Source organism: Commensalibacter communis, assembly GCF_947179015.1.
Classification (GTDB): domain Bacteria; phylum Pseudomonadota; class Alphaproteobacteria; order Acetobacterales; family Acetobacteraceae; genus Commensalibacter; species Commensalibacter communis.
This window is the reverse complement of sequence record NZ_CAMXCM010000005.1, coordinates 104,606-121,784: the sequence shown is the minus strand read 5'-3', so window position 1 is coordinate 121,784 and position 17,179 is coordinate 104,606. Positions and strand designations below refer to the sequence as shown.

21 protein-coding genes are annotated in these 17,179 nt (G+C 37.4%); 4 read left to right on the top strand and 17 right to left on the bottom strand.

The window, feature by feature from the left end; genetic code table 11:
• Window positions 1–285: 285 nt before the first annotated feature.
• The gene (locus PQG54_RS09305; protein ID WP_271807719.1) at window positions 286–2,166 is read right to left on the bottom strand and encodes a glycosyltransferase family 2 protein; all 1,881 of its coding nucleotides are present in this window, start codon (window positions 2,164–2,166) and stop codon (window positions 286–288) included.
• 110 nt (window positions 2,167–2,276) lie between these two features.
• Window positions 2,277–3,248 (bottom strand): SDR family NAD(P)-dependent oxidoreductase, encoded by a 972-nt coding sequence (locus PQG54_RS09300; protein ID WP_271790376.1) that lies wholly within the window; start codon window positions 3,246–3,248, stop codon window positions 2,277–2,279.
• A 679-nt stretch (window positions 3,249–3,927) separates the two neighbouring features.
• Between PQG54_RS09300 and PQG54_RS09295 the strand changes: the two genes are divergently transcribed.
• A complete protein-coding gene (locus PQG54_RS09295) occupies window positions 3,928–4,542 on the top strand; it encodes a hypothetical protein (protein WP_271790375.1) in 615 nt (204 codons plus the stop codon).
• A gap of 104 nt (window positions 4,543–4,646) precedes the next feature.
• Window positions 4,647–5,129, top strand: coding sequence for a hypothetical protein (locus PQG54_RS09290; RefSeq protein WP_271790374.1), 483 nt, complete (start codon window positions 4,647–4,649; stop codon window positions 5,127–5,129).
• Here PQG54_RS09290 and PQG54_RS09285 read toward each other — a convergent pair.
• On the bottom strand, window positions 5,116–5,373 hold the full coding sequence (locus PQG54_RS09285) for a hypothetical protein (protein ID WP_271790373.1): 258 nt from the start codon (window positions 5,371–5,373) through the stop codon (window positions 5,116–5,118). The genes PQG54_RS09290 and PQG54_RS09285 overlap by 14 nt on opposite strands.
• Window positions 5,374–5,581: 208 nt before the next feature.
• Here PQG54_RS09285 and dps point away from each other — a divergent pair, with 208 nt between their 5' ends.
• Window positions 5,582–6,076 carry a DNA starvation/stationary phase protection protein Dps gene (gene dps / locus PQG54_RS09280; RefSeq protein ID WP_271790372.1) on the top strand — a complete coding sequence of 165 codons (495 nt, stop codon included), beginning with the start codon at window positions 5,582–5,584 and terminating at the stop codon, window positions 6,074–6,076.
• A gap of 77 nt (window positions 6,077–6,153) precedes the next feature.
• Here dps and PQG54_RS09275 read toward each other — a convergent pair whose 3' ends face one another.
• A complete protein-coding gene (locus PQG54_RS09275; RefSeq protein WP_271790383.1) occupies window positions 6,154–6,669 on the bottom strand; it encodes a DUF192 domain-containing protein in 516 nt (171 codons plus the stop codon).
• 55 nt (window positions 6,670–6,724) lie between these two features.
• Window positions 6,725–7,399 (bottom strand): MBL fold metallo-hydrolase, encoded by a 675-nt coding sequence (locus tag PQG54_RS09270; protein WP_271790371.1) that lies wholly within the window; start codon window positions 7,397–7,399, stop codon window positions 6,725–6,727.
• A gap of 332 nt (window positions 7,400–7,731) precedes the next feature.
• Between PQG54_RS09270 and PQG54_RS09265 the strand changes: the two genes are divergently transcribed.
• Window positions 7,732–8,484, top strand: a complete 753-nt coding sequence (locus tag PQG54_RS09265; RefSeq protein ID WP_271790382.1) for a CHAP domain-containing protein — start codon at window positions 7,732–7,734, stop codon at window positions 8,482–8,484.
• A gap of 12 nt (window positions 8,485–8,496) precedes the next feature.
• On the opposite strand, the gene PQG54_RS09260 is transcribed toward PQG54_RS09265, so the two are convergent.
• The 12 genes from PQG54_RS09260 to PQG54_RS09205 form a co-directional block, all read right to left on the bottom strand.
• On the bottom strand, window positions 8,497–8,955 hold the full coding sequence (locus PQG54_RS09260; RefSeq protein WP_271790370.1) for a 23S rRNA (pseudouridine(1915)-N(3))-methyltransferase RlmH: 459 nt from the start codon (window positions 8,953–8,955) through the stop codon (window positions 8,497–8,499).
• On the bottom strand, window positions 8,955–9,395 hold the full coding sequence (rsfS, locus tag PQG54_RS09255; RefSeq protein ID WP_271790369.1) for a ribosome silencing factor: 441 nt from the start codon (window positions 9,393–9,395) through the stop codon (window positions 8,955–8,957). Before rsfS ends, PQG54_RS09260 begins: the two co-directional genes overlap by 1 nt.
• Before the next feature lie 28 nt (window positions 9,396–9,423).
• The gene (locus PQG54_RS09250; protein ID WP_271790368.1) at window positions 9,424–10,038 is read right to left on the bottom strand and encodes a nicotinate-nucleotide adenylyltransferase; all 615 of its coding nucleotides are present in this window, start codon (window positions 10,036–10,038) and stop codon (window positions 9,424–9,426) included.
• Complete coding sequence (locus PQG54_RS09245) at window positions 10,039–11,301, bottom strand: glutamate-5-semialdehyde dehydrogenase (RefSeq protein ID WP_271790367.1); 1,263 nt, start codon at window positions 11,299–11,301, stop codon at window positions 10,039–10,041.
• Window positions 11,302–11,362: 61 nt separating this feature from the next.
• Complete coding sequence (ychF, locus tag PQG54_RS09240) at window positions 11,363–12,457, bottom strand: redox-regulated ATPase YchF (protein ID WP_271790366.1); 1,095 nt, start codon at window positions 12,455–12,457, stop codon at window positions 11,363–11,365.
• A gap of 3 nt (window positions 12,458–12,460) precedes the next feature.
• Complete coding sequence (pth, locus tag PQG54_RS09235; RefSeq protein WP_271790365.1) at window positions 12,461–13,033, bottom strand: aminoacyl-tRNA hydrolase; 573 nt, start codon at window positions 13,031–13,033, stop codon at window positions 12,461–12,463.
• Window positions 13,034–13,062: 29 nt separating this feature from the next.
• Window positions 13,063–13,710, bottom strand: coding sequence for a 50S ribosomal protein L25/general stress protein Ctc (locus PQG54_RS09230; RefSeq protein WP_271790364.1), 648 nt, complete (start codon window positions 13,708–13,710; stop codon window positions 13,063–13,065).
• Between the two features lie 122 nt (window positions 13,711–13,832).
• A complete protein-coding gene (locus PQG54_RS09225; RefSeq protein ID WP_271790363.1) occupies window positions 13,833–14,036 on the bottom strand; it encodes a hypothetical protein in 204 nt (67 codons plus the stop codon).
• 113 nt (window positions 14,037–14,149) lie between these two features.
• Window positions 14,150–14,503 carry a hypothetical protein gene (locus PQG54_RS09220; RefSeq protein ID WP_271790362.1) on the bottom strand — a complete coding sequence of 118 codons (354 nt, stop codon included), beginning with the start codon at window positions 14,501–14,503 and terminating at the stop codon, window positions 14,150–14,152.
• Window positions 14,504–14,602: 99 nt separating this feature from the next.
• The gene (locus PQG54_RS09215; RefSeq protein ID WP_271790361.1) at window positions 14,603–15,214 is read right to left on the bottom strand and encodes a histidine phosphatase family protein; all 612 of its coding nucleotides are present in this window, start codon (window positions 15,212–15,214) and stop codon (window positions 14,603–14,605) included.
• A 23-nt stretch (window positions 15,215–15,237) separates the two neighbouring features.
• Complete coding sequence (locus PQG54_RS09210; protein ID WP_271790360.1) at window positions 15,238–16,173, bottom strand: ribose-phosphate pyrophosphokinase; 936 nt, start codon at window positions 16,171–16,173, stop codon at window positions 15,238–15,240.
• Window positions 16,174–16,210: 37 nt separating this feature from the next.
• Window positions 16,211–17,179, bottom strand: a complete 969-nt coding sequence (locus PQG54_RS09205; protein WP_271790359.1) for a hypothetical protein — start codon at window positions 17,177–17,179, stop codon at window positions 16,211–16,213.

Sequence of the window (17,179 nt, the reverse complement as noted above, 5' to 3'; positions counted from 1 at the left end):
TCGGAAACTACAACCTAACACAGCAACTAAACAAACTCAAGAAGTTTTCTTAACCACCGCTCCGGTAAAAACACTTCTATACAAATTGAATAGAAGCGTCAATAAGATTCTCTTAAAAAAATTAAAACTTTTCCTTAAATATAAAAAAATTAATTATCCCATATACTTATAAAAAATCATTGAAAATACAGAACAACAGGAATCTGCTAAATATAAAATATACAGTGGAATACACAAAAGAAAAAACCCCATCACATTAAATGATGGGGTTATTAAAAATAAGATTTACTCTTGAATGAATTTTAATAGCTGCTTTGCATTATGCCCTAATTGCTCTTGATTTTCTAACATAAAGTTCAACATATTTGTAACACGATCATCTGTAATCCTAAGGATCTGCTGATATGCCTGATCTACCTTAGGCAAACTTAATAGCTGATCTACGACCTCTTGAAGTTCATATTCTTTAAAAAGATAATTTTCCAAAATCTTAGCTCCATATTTCATATGTTGCTGATTGAAGGTATCAATAGTATGCTCTTTGAATAAGCTCATATCCACAGGGCTATCTGAGTAAGCATCTAAAACATCACCACGATATAAACGAAGCAGAAATTCTTTTGCTGATTTAAAGTGATAATGAATTACGTTTGCTATCCCTCTATGATTATGATCTGCCCACATAGGATCATCAGAATAATTCCCAGAGTTATGCGCAAAACGATGAATATCACCTTGTATCAAACGATAAGTTGCATGATATTTAGCGCTCCAAACCGCATAATGGGCTCCCGAACTAATCATATACCGTGGTTTTGACATACTTTTTATCAGATTATTCGCCAATCCTATCACATCTTCGTTGATAAAATATTGAATACGCTTTGTAACAAAGTCTTTTTTATAATCCATCAGATTACTAGAGCAAGTATACTGCCAATTAAAACCAACTGCATCGACTTCGTTTCTTTCAATCCATTTCAATAAATCATGGATGTTTTTAAAACTATCACGATTGATTGACAGGAATTCATCAACGTCCAGCAAAAGAGCCCATTCATAATCTAATATTTCAGGAAGTGAAGAAAATGTATAGTTACAAACCTTAGCCTGAGGTCTGACATCATTTCCCATTTCATTTTTAATCCAAGTAATAACGTTAGCTTCTGCCAAAGCCTGCAATAGGGCATCGGAACCATCATCATTATTATTACTAAAAACAAAGAAGTGCTCAAAACCAAGTTTGCGATGCCAAGCTAGCCACTCTAAAATCGACGTTCCTTCGTTTCTTACCGTTGTCACCACACATGTTCTTTTACGTGGTTCGATAATACGTCTATAGGCACAATTCACCGCATGAGTAAAAGAAGAAAATTCATGCTTTGTAAAATGTTTTTGTAAAACATCAAACACCTGATTACATTCTATAATTTGTCTGCCTTGCCTATTTTCTTGCCAATCCAGCAACGGATTCAAAGCATTCTTTACCCAATAGTCATCGCAAAAAACTTCTACAAAATCTTTTCTAAAATCCACAGAATTCTGCATTTCATAGGATATTTCGTTAAGATCTTTGACCCCTAAAAAAGGGTAATACATATTAATAATATCAATTTTAAAATCATTAGGACAACGAGATTCAAGTATTCTCTTTACAAACTGAAGCCCAGGCAATCTATCAAAAACTTCATTTAAATATAAAAAGTAATCTTTTAAATTGGCTGAAATACTATTATATTCTGCAACCTCTAAAGATATCTCTTCCCAAGATAATTTTTGATCAACCATACGACACAAATGTAAGCCATAAGAAACTCTTAATCCTCCTAGATCTGCTTCTGTCGATAATGGAGGAATAGAGATCCAAGAGTGGTCTTGTAAATCATATAGCGATACAGTATGAGGAGAATACCCCCCCTCAATCCCGACAGGAAAGATTTTAGATGCAAATGGCCTGTCTCCTAGCAACATGGGGAGATCACCATCTTCAGAAAACAAAAATAAAATACCTGGATATCTGTTTAAACAAAAAGCTATTATTTTCGCAACACCATGCTCTTCAGAAGCTACACAAATTTTTCCATATTGTTCTCTTCCATAATGATCTTTACTAGTTATTGCAGACAAATAACTACCTTCGGAATTTTTTAAATAAAAAGCTTGCATCTAACTCTGAACCCCATAGTATAATATAAATCTAAGACGCGTAATATACGCTTTTTTAAATAAAAATGACAACTTATTTTCCTTGCAACCAACGTAAGTCACGCCAAGTGTTAACAAAAAAAACCATTATACAATTTTAACCAATTAGTAAACAACCTTACGCCGTCCGATAATTTCGTTCTAGGTGACCAACCTGTGACGTTGTATATTGCACTGATATCAGATAAGGTTGCTTCTATATCCGTTCCGGGACGAGTAATGTAATTAATAATTGCTTTTTTACCAATATTTTCTTCTAAACAAGAAACAAGATGCTCAACTTTTTCCTGGCGACTATTGCCAATATTAAAAATCCCGTAATCCTCTAAGTGAGAACATTCTAACAAACTGAGTAGTGCATCAACAACATCATCAATATACGTAAAATCTCTGGAGAGATTTTGACCTGTATATAAAGTAATTGGTTTATCTTCAGTAATGGCTTTGGCAAAAAGATAATATGCCATATCTGGTCTGCCCCAAGGTCCATAAACTGTAAAAAAGCGTAACCCTGTTTGTTTTAATCCATATAAATGATAATAAGTGAACGACAAAAGTTCAGCAGATTGCTTAGATGCTGCGTAAACGGAACTTGGGCAATCTACTCTATCTGCTTCACTAAACGGTAATTTTTTATTTAATCCATAAACAGATGAAGATGAAGCATAAAAAATTCTTTGTAAGTTGGGGAGCTGACGAGCCATCTCTAAAATAGCGACTTGTCCCATCACATTGGTTTGAATATACGCATAAGGGTTTTCTAAGGAATACCTTACGCCAGCTTGAGCAGCTAGATTAAAAATAATCTGAATATCTGGGTGATTTTGAACAATTACTTCCAAAGCAGATACATCTGTAATATCTGCATGGTAAAATATGAAACCCTTCGACTGTTTTAATTGATCGCAACGTGCTTGCTTTAAGGTTGGAGAATAATAATCATTTAGATTATCGATACCAATAACGGTTTCACCACGTGCCAACAGCGCTTTAGAAAGATGAAATCCAATAAATCCACCCGCACCTGTTACCAAAAAAACCACACTCGATATCCTATAATTATTTTACTAGATTCAATCTATTTGTTTTAACAAAATATAGCAAATTGTCACTGTGAAATTATCATTTATATATATTATTATCTATCGTGCGGTTATAGTTACACATCTTTTATTTTTTAAACGCTTTTATTCATAAATAACGCAACACAACATTTTTGTTTAACTCATTTGAAAATAAAGAATTAAGCAGCATGTCACCATACAAATACAACTTGAAGACAATATTTTACTCTTGGTGAAAAATTAAGGGAAACTTACTACAAAACAATCTTAAATATATCGAATAATATTTAAAATGATAACTCATTATATTATAAAAGATTTATCAACACTTTACTGGGATTCAGTGTTCGACGAAATTCAAAGACAGACATTATTATATATTAAGCCGTAAACCTGTTTTTTTCCTTTCATTTCTATGTCATTGGTACCCCAATTCTATTCAAATAAAAAACCATAAACTTTTCGGAGAAAATTGGATGATGTGGTTATAAGATACTCATATTTCGACGTTTCCAGATCATTGATTAGATACTATACACGAACATTATCCTATTTTATCGTCCAACAAACAATGATAAGATGGTGCGATTTGAAACGATATTTTGAAGATCTTCTCTCTTTACTTCATTCTGATATACGAAAATGGTATTATGCAGCAATGACCCAAAATACTAGGCTAAATTCCCCGATAGAAATAATTATTGCTTATGTAGAAGGCACTCTTTCTTCCTCTGAGTTTATCAACGAGCTGTATCATAACCCAGATTTAGAAAAACTATTATCCGAGCCTATTCATATTGCCCCCTACATAGATCAAATAGGGACGCTTTATTTATATTTACTGTCGTTAGATTTAAATCATGCCGGTGGCATACTCGATGCAACTCATACGCTTTCCCTCTATTTAACAAAAAAGGGAATATCGTTTAACCAATCAAAAACAACAAATAGTAATTTTGATATATATCTTAAAATCCAGCCTAAATGGTTACAGATACCAGAATCTTGCTTTCAAAAACTACTTGCTGAGATACCAGGTAAAACAGGAAAAGAATTAGAGTGGGCGTTAAAACAAAAAATCAAAGAACATTTTCATTTTTTGAAAAAACCACCACGCTGGTTACAAGATACATTCTGGCCTATTGAGAATGATAAACCACTTATTTTTATCGATCAACTCAGTATTTCCCCACTATTTCATGATGAAACACAACTCTATATTTTTTACAATGAAGAAAATAATAGCTTTATAACGATCAAACAATCGATTTGAAGTCTATATTATGGCATCACCTATTCGATGATTAAAATTGCCAAATAGAAGATCGACCAGAAATTTGTTATAATGCTTATCTATAGACCAAGGTCAAATCACTCATGGACGAACAAGACTTTATCCAAAAACTCGAGCAATATTCAGCCTTATTGACGCAACATAATGCCGAAGTTATAGGTTGCACAAAAGAACAGATTCGAGAGCTAGAAGCCTTTCATAAAATTCAATTACCCACATTTTATAAAATATATTTACGTTATTTTGGTGTAACCGCAGGAACTCTCTTTTTAGGGAGCGATGCTTATTATGATTGCCTCATAGGTTCAGATAATATTACCCAAGGATTCATCGAGTTACTTCATGAAAATAATATCACTCCACCCGATCATTTATTCGCTATACTTTTACACCAAGGGTACGCAGGCGAATTCTTTATCACCAAACCTTATATGGATGACCCTATCATTTATAATTATTGTGAAGGCAGAAATATCCAAGAAGATTCTTTATTTAGCAAGAATATCCTTAGATTATTTCAAGAACATATCGACTATTGGAAAAAAGGAATCATCAAAGCATTATAAATTTCTCGAAATAATATTGGATATTTGCTTTATTCACTTTTTCTAAAATAACTGCCTTAGAATCTTGAAAATATCCATTCGTTTTGATCTCTACTTCACATTCTTGTCCAAAACGTGCACTGTCGTAAAAATTTATATAAAACTCTTGATGATCCACAATAATTGTAAAATTAAGTAAACAGCCCTTAGCCTCAGATTCAAACTCGTATAAATCATCATACCAATGTGGAAATATGATTTGCATGTTACCCTGCCTTCAATGTGACCGTTATATTATATTGTATTATTTTATTAATAATTATTAATAAAATATTAAATTAATTAATATTATCAATCATGCTTATTTATATTTAAATCGATAAGTATCATGAATAATAAAAATATATTTTACTATTGAATTTCAAGTAAAATATACATATCCTTAATACATGTTATTTAAAGGAGATCTATTTATGCCTAAAACTAAATTATATCCTACATTAAACAACCTTCCCTCTAATACCAAAACAGTCGTTATTCAATTATTGAACGAACGTCTTGCAGACGGTCTTGATGTGGCATTGCTAACCAAACAAGCACACTGGAATATGAAAGGCCCTCAATTCATCGGCGTTCATGAAATGGTTGATGGTTTCCGTGGAGAGCTAGACGCATTTAACGATGATATGGCTGAACGTATTACAGCTCTTGGTGGAACGGCTTTTGGAACTTCTCAAGATATTGCTCATACCTCAAAAATTGCCGCTTATCCGACTAACATCGTTAAAGTTGAAGATCATATTGAAGCTTTGATTGAACGTTACGGCACATTTGCAAATGCAGTTCGTAAAGCTATCGATGAAGCTGATGAAGCTGGCGATGCAGATACTGCTGATTTATTCACCGGGATTTCAAGAGCACTCGATAAACAATTATGGTTCTTAGAGGCTCATAAACCAGTTAAATAGGTCGTCAACCAACTTTGGCAATCAAAAAGAATCTTTGTATAAAAATTACAAAGGTTCTTTTTTTATTTTAAATGATTCTATTTCTTTTTATTCTCTTGTTTAACAACAGACTTCTTTTCCGTAATTGTCTTAGGTGCATCGAAAGCAGGGCTTTCAATTTTATCACCTACTGTAATGCCTAATTTCTCTGTAATTCCGCCTTGTAACTCTAATGTTGCAATCACTGCACCCTGACTACTAATAGGGGCTAAACTGTAAGGAACTGTATTTTCTGCAATGGCTCTAATGTAATGGTTCATATCAATAAAAACCATATCCAAAGGCACTACTGTATTTTTCATCCACATATTGCTGACTTGCGGAGCTGGCCAAACAAATAACATTCCGCCATTTTCTGGAATGCTTGTTCTAAACATTTCACCAACTTCTTGTTGCATTGGGGTCTTGGCAATTTCAACTGAAAATTCGTGTTTTTGACCGTTTTTTGTCACAATAGTCAGAGGCTGCTTTGCTAATTCAGGTTGAGCTTTTGTAATATCATGTTCGATAGACTCTGCCATCGTAACAGAAACATTACCAAAATTCATTACCATTACAGAGGCCAAGGCCAAAGGTATAAAATGCTTTTTCACTGTTCTATTTCTTTCTTTAAATCAAAAATGGATTATTCAATTTTTCATAACCAATCGTACTGCCGATACCATGACCAGGCAGCACATAAACATCATCACCCAAAGGTAACAATTTGTCTTTAATTGTTTGTATCAACAATTTCCCATTTCCATAAGGGAAATCAGCACGTCCAATCGTCCCTTTGAATAAAACATCCCCTGTAATCATAAAACGCGCTTTGGCTTCATAAAAAACCACATGACCTGGAGTATGACCTGGGACATGCAAAACTTCAAATTCCATACCCTCAAACGATAAAATTTCTTGATCTTTTAAAAACCGAGTTGGGTTTACATTCTGAACATGTTCTGCACTGGTGCCGAAACTTGCTGCATCTTTTGCGACTTTTTCTAATAAAAATTGATCTTCGATGCCCGGCCCCAAAATAGGAATTTCTCTTTTATATTTTTCTTGTAAATATTGTTGTAAAGCTGTGGTGACACCAACGTGATCAAAATGACCATGGGTTAATAAAATGGCTTGTATGTCCACATCGTCTGCTTCAATAGTCTCGATAACAAAGGATAAATCGCCACCAGGGTCACTAATAATACCTTTTTTAATATTCTGATCCCACACCATCATACAGTTCTGGCGCAACATGGTAACTGGCATAATCTCTATTCTCAGAGATGCAATTGAAAGGAACAATAGATATACTCCACTAATATAGAAATCTTTCTATAGCTCTTACCATAGATAACGTCCTTGGCTTAATAAAATAATAATATGAATGATCTATTTGAAATATATGTTCAACTATGTTTGTTGCTTCATTACATCAAAAAAACACACAACATCTTCAAAAACTAGAAAAAAATCATTAGATCAACATTTTATCTTGACCCAGACAATCATGACCCGTAAAAAATAACTACATTTCCACAATTTAGATAAATAATTTAGGGTTGCCGATGAAAAACGTCTACGTGCATAATTATGCTAAAACGAAATTTACCTCATTTCTTTTAATGTTTTCATGTATGGTGTTTTCAACATCATATGCACATGCACGTTCAACACATCATAATGCAAAAAAAACAACACACCATAAAAATGCAGGTGTGCATGTTCAAAAAGCTTCTGCAACAAGCAAAAGCAACCATCATTCTAAAAAAAATAGCCATTTTAAAACACGCAAAGTAAGCTATAGACACAAAGGTTATCGCCACGGTGGTGGACACGTCATCCAATGTGTAACATTTGCACGCTCTGCCTCTGATGTTCAATTATCAGGAAATGCGGGAAATTGGTGGGCTAACGCTGCAGGTATTTATGAGCGTGGAAACACACCAGAACCAAACAGTGTTCTAAGCTTCCGCTCAACTCGTAAGATGCCTTATGGACACGTTGCTGTTGTTACACAAGTTGTCGATTCTAGAACGGTTATTATTGACCAATCTCATTGGGCACAAAGAGGCATCAGCCGCAATACCCCAGTGATTGACGTTTCCCCAAATAATGACTGGACTGCGGTTCGTGTTGCAACCAATGGTGATAAAAGCACTTTTGGTAGCATTTACCCAACCCATGGATTTATTTATCCAAACGGTGGCCGAAACGTAGAAACGCAGAATGTTTCTACACAACGTAAAGCGCCAAAACGCAATATCAAAACATGGTCTGCAGATGCAGCAACCACCAAAGGATATTCAAAAACAAATACACAGGTTGCTTTAAGCCCCAACGTATCTGATGATTTCTTTGCTGACGCGCCAGATCGCTCAATTCGATAGTTTAAAATATAATCAGGGGCGCCCTTGTCTATGATAAGGGTGTCCTTGTAAAATAGATTGTGCCCTATAAATCTGTTCAGCCAGTAAAATACGAACCAGCATATGGGGCCACGTTAAACTTCCCAACGATAAAATTAAATCAGAGCGCTCGATTGCAGCATGATGCAACCCCTCTGCCCCTCCGATTAAAAAAGAAATTGATCTGGATTCTTCGATCCACGCTTGCATCTTATTTGCAAAAACCAAACTGCTGTAATTTTTTCCACCCTCATCAAGGCTAATTACAACAGAGCGATCAGGCAACGCATTTAATAAAGCTTGCGTTTCTTTTAATTTCGCTTCCTCTGGACTACCTTTTGCCTCATTCACTTCAATAATTGAAAGTTTAGGGCGAATCCGTTTAGCATATCGATCCACAAGCTCTAATTCAGCTTTATGCCGCATTTTTCCTACGGCAATAATTGAAAACATTATTCTTGAGGTTCTTCAGTTGATGCTTGAGCAGCATCCAGAATCTCTACATTCCAGATTTTTTCAATATTGTAATATTCGCGTGCTTCTCCACGGAATAAATGAACAATAATATCTCCTGCATCCAGCAAAACCCAATCCGGACTTTGCTCCATAGTTGTTTTTTTGATGCCTTGTTCGAATAGTAATTTATCCAAATGGGTTGCCATTGCTAAAATCTGACGATCCACTTGGCCACTCGCAATAATCATACGATCTGCAAAAGACGCTTTTCCAACCAAATCAATAACGATAACATTTTCCGCTTTATCTTCTTCCAAAGACTCGACCATTAATGCCACAACTTGATTTAATCTTGTATCATCCAATATCGAAACTCTTTTTGCAGCTTTTTCAGGGCCTGTTTGTACAACTTCTTTGCGTGAAATTTGTTCATTCATATTATTTATCCTTTTTTTGATCTAACTTTTATTGTTCTAATAACTGTTTGCGTTGCTGTCTTAACGCAGTTGCTGAAATACTATTCTCTGGTGCTGGAACAAATACCCATGCTGGAGGTTGGAAATCGGCTAATATTGTCGCATAACGAGAAGGCAGTCGTGCTTTTCTGGCCCATTGAGCTGCCTGCCCGTTTAATGCACTATATATATAGGACGGTCTGGGGAAAACCGCCATAGGCACAATTTTTAATATTTCTTGCCAGTGCGACCACAAAGCCATTTGTGTCAAGCCATCGGCCCCCATTAACCATGCAAATTTACAGCATGGAAAACGTTGTTTTAACAAACGAATACTATCGCAACTATATCGTGTATTTAATCGACATTCGATATCCGTAGGAAGCAACCGTCTCCCTGTTATACGCTCTTTGACCATTTGATATCTTTCTTCAAATGGAGCCATTTCAGTGCCAACTTTTAACGGGTTTCCTGGCGATACCATTAACCATACTTGGTCAAGTTGAAGGAACTTTAATGCACGATTGGCAAGCTGCAAGTGTCCTTCATGTATAGGATTAAAAGAGCCTCCGAATAATCCGACTCGTATATTTCTGCGATCTCCCCAAGTCGGTATTGATGTCATTTAGAAACGCACCTGACCATCACCATAGACTTCATAACGATAGCTGGTTAATTGCTCGATTCCAACGGGCCCTCTGGCGTGTAAGCGTCCAGTAGCAATACCAATTTCTGCACCAAAACCGAACTCTCCGCCATCACAGAACTGGGTTGACGCATTCCGCATCACCACAGCACTTGGAACCGAATCCATAAAATATCGAACGACTTGATCGTCTTCGGAAAGAATTGCTTCGGTATGACCGCTGCCATATTTCACTATATGATGAATCGCCTCATCGATATCTTTCACAACTGCAACCGACAAAACTGAATCCAACCATTCCGTAGCAAAATCTTCATCAGATGCCGATTCAATTGCTTGAGCTATCTGACATGCCAGTTGATTGCCGACAAAACGACAGCCAAGTTTTTGTAAATCATCAACTAAAATGGGTAATAATTCACTTGCAATCGCCTGGTCAATCAAAAGCGTTTCTGTCGCCCCACAAATTCCAGTCCGACGCATTTTTGCATTCGCCAGCACTTTTCGAGCCTTTTCGAAATCTGCTTTTTCATGAATATAAGTATGACATAGACCCGCAGCATGCGCCAATACAGGAACTCTTGCTTCTTGTTGAACGAACTTGATTAAAGAATATCCTCCTCTTGGAATAATCACATCAATAATCCCCACTGCATGCAACATATCCATGACATGTTGACGATTACTGTCGGGGGGCATTGCAATCGAATCAGGATTTAGTCCTGCATCCATCATCCCTTGTTGCATGGCTTTATGAATCGCCATAGAGGTCAAGTGAGTCTCTGATCCACCCCGTAAAACGATTCCATTTCCTGATTTAATACAAATCCCAACGGCATCAGCACCAACATTAGGGCGACTTTCGTAAATCATCCCAACAACGCCCAAAGGCACTGACACACGTTTAAAATGCAAGCCATTGGGCCTATCCCAACTGGCCAATTCTTTTCCCAAAGGATCAGGCAATTCGGCAATATCTTCTAATCCTTTGGCCATGGCTTCTATACGATCATGCGTTAATGTCATGCGATCTTTAAAAGCAGCAGAAACATCCGCTTTCGCCACTTCATCACCATTGACTGCTAAAATCTCGGCTTCAGCAGTACGTAATGCTTGGGCTGCACAACGTAGTGCTTGATTACGTTGTTGAATATCGGTACGTGCCAATTGAAAAGCAGCGTCTCTGACATTTTGTGCTAGTTCTTTAATTGTTAAAATCGTATTTGAACTGACAGAGACCATTGCTTTACCTTTCATTAACCTGCTTCAATATCTGAAAAATTGATATTTTCAGTAAAGCAAATTATACGTTGAAACGGAAGAGTAAAACATCACCATCTTTGACAATATATTCTTTTCCTTCGATCCGTGCTTTACCTGCTTCTTTGGCACCTGCTTCACCTTTAAACTGCACATAGTCAGCATAAGCAACCGTTTCACAAGCAATAAAGCCACGTTCAAAATCATTATGAATAACTGCAGCTGCTTGAGGGGCTTTGGTTCCTTTGAAAATTGTCCAAGCTCTGGTTTCTTTAGGACCACAGGTAAAATAAGTAATCAGGTTTAACAAATGATAGCCCGCTGCAATCACCCGATCCAGACCACTATTTTCCAACCCTAGACCAGAAAGGAACTCCATTTGGTCTTCTTTGCCTAATTGGCTGACTTCTGCTTCAATATCTGCAGAAACAATCACGGCTTCTGCCCCTTGTGTTTTAGCCATTTCTAAAACTTTGGCTGAATATGCATTGCCAGTTGCTGCGGATTCTTCTTCAACGTTACATACATATAGAACAGGCTTGCTGGTTAACAGCTGAAGACGTGCAACCGCTTTTTCTTCACCTGCTGGAATCACATCACGAACAGGTTTGCCGTCTTGTAAAGCTTTGATTAAAGGTTCAACTAATTCTAAGGTTGCTTGTGCTTCTTTATCATTCCCACGTGCTCTTTTTTGCAGCGCAACAGTGCGTTTTTCAAGACTTTCAAGATCAGCAATCATTAATTCAGTTTCAATGATTTCCGCATCACGAATAGGGTCTACAGATCCCTCTACATGGGTAATATCATCATTATCAAAACAACGAAGCACATGAATAATTGCATCCACTTCACGAATATTCGCAAGGAACTGATTACCCAGCCCTTCGCCTTTAGAAGCCCCTTTGACCAATCCAGCAATATCAACGAATTCTAAACTGGTTGGAATAATTTGTTTAGAGTTCGTAATTTCTGATAGAACATTCAACCGTGTATCTGGAACAGCCACACGACCCACATTCGGTTCAATTGTACAAAATGGATAATTTGCTGATTGTGCAGCAGCCGTTGCTGTTAATGCGTTAAACAAAGTTGATTTACCCACATTCGGCAACCCAACAATACCACAATTAAACCCCATTTTTTATTCCTTCATTAACAAAGAGACTTTGGTCATAAATCCATCCATTTTTTGTTCTACTAATAACGGTGCTGCTTTGGCAACCGCATCAATAAATGGATCCAACCATTCCTGATCTTTTTTTGAAAAATTGCTTAATACATAACTGGCGACTTGTGCTTTGTCACCAGGATGACCTATCCCCAGACGCACACGCCAATAATTTTGATCACTTAACATTTTATCCGTTGAACGCAGACCATTATGTCCTGCGGCACCCCCACCTTTTTTAATTTTTACGCGGCCAGGTGATAAATCAAGCTCATCATGAAAAACAACTAAATGTTCCAAGGGAATTTTATAAAAAGCAATTGCTTGTTGGATACTTTCCCCAGAAAGATTCATATATGTCATTGGTTTTAACAGGAGGATCTTTTCACCACCAATATTTCCTTCGGCAACTTCACCCCGAAAACGCTTACGCCATGGTGAAAAACCATGGCATTGCGCGATTCGATCGACCGCCATAAAACCAATATTATGGCGGTTTGCCTGCATTCCAGACTCAGGATTACCAAGCCCAGCCCACAGTAACATGATCTATTCTTTCTATATTTAAAAGAAAATTATTCTTCAGATGCTTTTTCTTCAGATGCTGCTTCTTCAGCTTCAGCTGCTTCATCTTCTACTTCAACAGCTACTGTTGGCGCAGCGATTGTAGCAATCACGAAATCTTCTTCATGTTGGTTGGTGTGGGTAACGTTTTCTGTTCCTTGTAGCTGTGACCAGCTAATAGTATCATGAAGATCCAAGCCAGAAATATCAGCTGTGAATGCTTCTGGAATATGATCCACATCACAATTAATTTCAACAGAGTGATAAACGGTATTTAATACACCATCACGTTTAATACCTGGGCATTCATCTTCACCAACAAAGTGAACAGGAATTTCAACACGGATTTGTTGACCAGCAACCATGCGTTGGAAATCAACATGTAATGGACGGTCTGTTACAGGGTGTAATTGTACTGCACGCATTAATGCAACAGATGTTTTTTTACCATCAACAACAATTTGGTATAATTGAGAACGCCATGAACCATGAAGTTCACGCATAATTAAACGTGGGTCAATCGCAATCATTACAGGTTCAGATTTACCACCATATACCACGCCAGGTACAAGACCTTCACGACGTGTTGCGCGCGCTGCCCCCTTACCAGCCTTCGCACGCACTTCAACATTTAACTCTACAAATTTTTTCGCTGCCACTTTAAAAAACTCCTTAATATAAAAGGCAAAAATAAACACCAACCTCCAGGGGTGCTGGTGCAAAGTTACTCTTTAACGAAAAAACACTGAAAAAGCAAATATCTTTATAGAAAAGTTAAGTTTTATTGATCTTCTTCGGTTTCATTGGGTGGAGGAAGCAGTTTATGATCGTCAGGAGGTGATAGTTGTGGATGTTCCGCAATATCTATTAAATGACCAAAAGCTCTCATTACTTTTAAACCAAGGCTTACAGCAGGCTTTATGTTTTCAGCACTCTGTCCTGCAACCAATGTCACTTCTAAGAACTCATCTTGGAAAGATTGCACAGAAGTTTTTGTTTTATCTAACTCTGCTGAAAAAGCATTTAATTTAGGAAATATAGAATTTCGAAGTCTTTCATTCTCTATATTTGCATTATCTAATATAGATTTAATCGTAACTACATAAATGCGTATTCTATCCTTCCATTTAAAATCAAATGTAAGAGAAATTTCTCTCTTAAACCATTAATATACTTCAAAACTTCAAATCGCGTTTGTATATCATCTATTGACACCGAACAACTTTCTATATCAGTTACATTTGTACCTAATTCACTGATTTCAGTATAGCCATACTGATATACCATCCTTTTTATTTCTTTTGATAGTGATCGACAACTCACAATAGTTTTTCTTAACAAAACAGCATCATCTACAGATGTATTATCTTTATACTTGCAAATAAATTCCTGCATCTTCTCAATTATACCAGTCATTTTATCTAACGCATCTTGTGGTATTTTTTCTTGCATTTACAACTCTACCTGATTCAGCAATATAAAACGCTAAAACAAACAATAACCTATAAAAAAAACTGCTTATATTTCTATAAACAGCTTTTTATCAATCTCTTATTCTAAAGGTAACGCATTCAAATCCCATACGCTTCCCCCATTTTCAGGAGGGCGCGCGCACATTGGTTGAGCATTGGGCAAACGGACATTGACTTTTAACCCCATTAGGCAACGTAATGCTCGGAAAACTCCACCATGAGCAACAATCAAAACCGTCCCATTTTGTGCTTTACAAATAGACCGATTCACTGCCTCTGCAATACGATTACATAAGACCGCAAAAGGCTCGGCATTTTCAGGTGTAAACGTTCCCGCAATCCAATCATCATACCAGGGTCCCATTGGCTGTGCTTCTTCAACTCCAAAACAGACTTCTTTTAATCCATCATCCAACTCAATCGGCAAGGTCACGCCGACTTTTTGTTTTATAATATCAGCTGTCATTTCAGCCGTTTTACGTGCACGTCCCAGCGGAGAGCTGACAATCTGGGTAATCGGTAATTCCAAATGATCCCAATGATTCGCAATTGCATTCCCCGCAGCCACCGCTTGGGATAATCCCACTGTATTTAACGGAATATCGGTTCTGCCCTGTGATAAATTACGTGCGTTCCAATCTGTTTGACCGTGACGCAGATACCAATATGGACGAGTCAGTAAAGCAGACATTATAAAAACCTTTTTTAACTAAATTAATCGAATAAAGAGGAAACAGAACTTTCATCCGCAACGGCACGAATGGCTCTGGCTAATAATTGATTTAACGAGATTTGACGTATCTTCGTCGCTGCGCGAACCGCATCTGTCTCGAGAATACTATCGGTTATCACCAACTCTCCCAACACAGAATTTTGCACTCTTTCAGCTGCACTGCCTGATAATACGCCATGCGTTACATAGGCATCTGTTCCCTCTGCCCCTGCATTAATCAATGCCTGCGCCGCATTACAAAGTGATCCACCACTATCGATAATGTCATCGACTAAAATACAATGACGACCTTCAACATTCCCAATGACGTTCATCACTTCGGACACACCAGCCCGTTCACGTCTTTTATCAATAATAGCTAAATCAACATCCAAACGTTTTGCCAATTGACGTGCTCTGACCACCCCACCAACATCGGGTGAAACGACCATGAGGTTGCTTTTCCCTGCATATTTTTTCTTGATATCTTGAGTAAATAGCGGAGCTGCATACAGATTATCCACAGGAATATCGAAAAAGCCTTGGATTTGTCCTGCATGTAGATCAAGGGTCAAGATACGACTTGCCCCTGCTTCAACCAATAAATTCGCAACCAATTTCGCACTAATCGGCGTTCTGGGGCCAGATTTACGATCTTGACGAGCATAGCCAAAATACGGCATTACCGCTGTAATACGTCGAGCAGACCCCCGGCGTAACGCATCCAACATAATCAATAATTCCATCAAATTATCATTAGTTGGATAGCTGGTGCTTTGCACAGCAAAGATATCTTCGCCACGCACGTTTTCGTAAATCTCTACAAATACTTCTTTATCTGCAAAACGCTGTACAGAAGCATCGCATAAAGGCATTTTTAACTCTGCGGCAACAGCTTCTGCCAATAAACGATTACCATTCCCAGAAATAATTTTCATCAACGCAACTCCGATATCAATAAGGTATTCATCTAATTTACTTTTTACTTGTTAATTCTGGTGGAGCAATAAGACCTTTATTCGCTCCATTAGTTAATGGTTTCTCATCACGCCCAGAAAAATTGCTGATTACACGCTTTACGCCCCCTGCGGCTTCTTCCCCAACAGCAGAACCCGTATCGCCCCAATATACATCTAAACTATGTGCAGGCACATCATTAATTTGCATCACTTTCCCTGCTTCTTTACCAGCTTTATCAAGAATATGCCATGCAATTTCAACATGTTGCACTGGATTCCCTCTGGTTCCAGCAGCACCATCGGTCACACTCACTTTACAATCAACAATATAATCGGCTTTATCTTGCTTTGATTGTATTTCATTTGATTTATCTTTTAGAGAAGTCACAAATTGTCTGGCAATCACAATATTTCCATCTCCTGGTGCCCCTGAGACCCCTTTGAAATAAATCTGAGCAGGGCGATTCTTTAGACTATGAGGGTCTTTTGCCATAACCCCAGCCTCTAACCCTTTTAATACATCAGTCACCATTGGGGCTGTTTGACTTGCTACTTGTGCCAAGATTGTTTCATTACCACTGGCCCAATCCTGTACTGAAACAGGCATCATATCACGGGTGGCAGCGACTTTCCCATCAGGGGAAATGACACTAAATTGTGGAGTAACGACACCATCCTTGGATTGGGCTTTCATCATTAAAAGCCATTCGCCTTTTTGTGCAGTCCCAACAACAGGAGGCATCGTCTGATCGGTCATGGCTTTGACCATATCTTGAGCCAAGATTGCAGAATCTTTTTCGGTTAATAACGCTTCTGTTGGCACTGGAACGATTAATCGTGCTGGCGGAGGTGCCGTTAATTTCCCCCCCGCTGATCCTTCTTTTTTCTCAAAAGGATGAGGAACCGTTACGCATCCTACCAAAGGGATCATCACCAATAAACTTAATCCTACTTTGAATAAAGAGGTTCTCTGAATATTTAACAT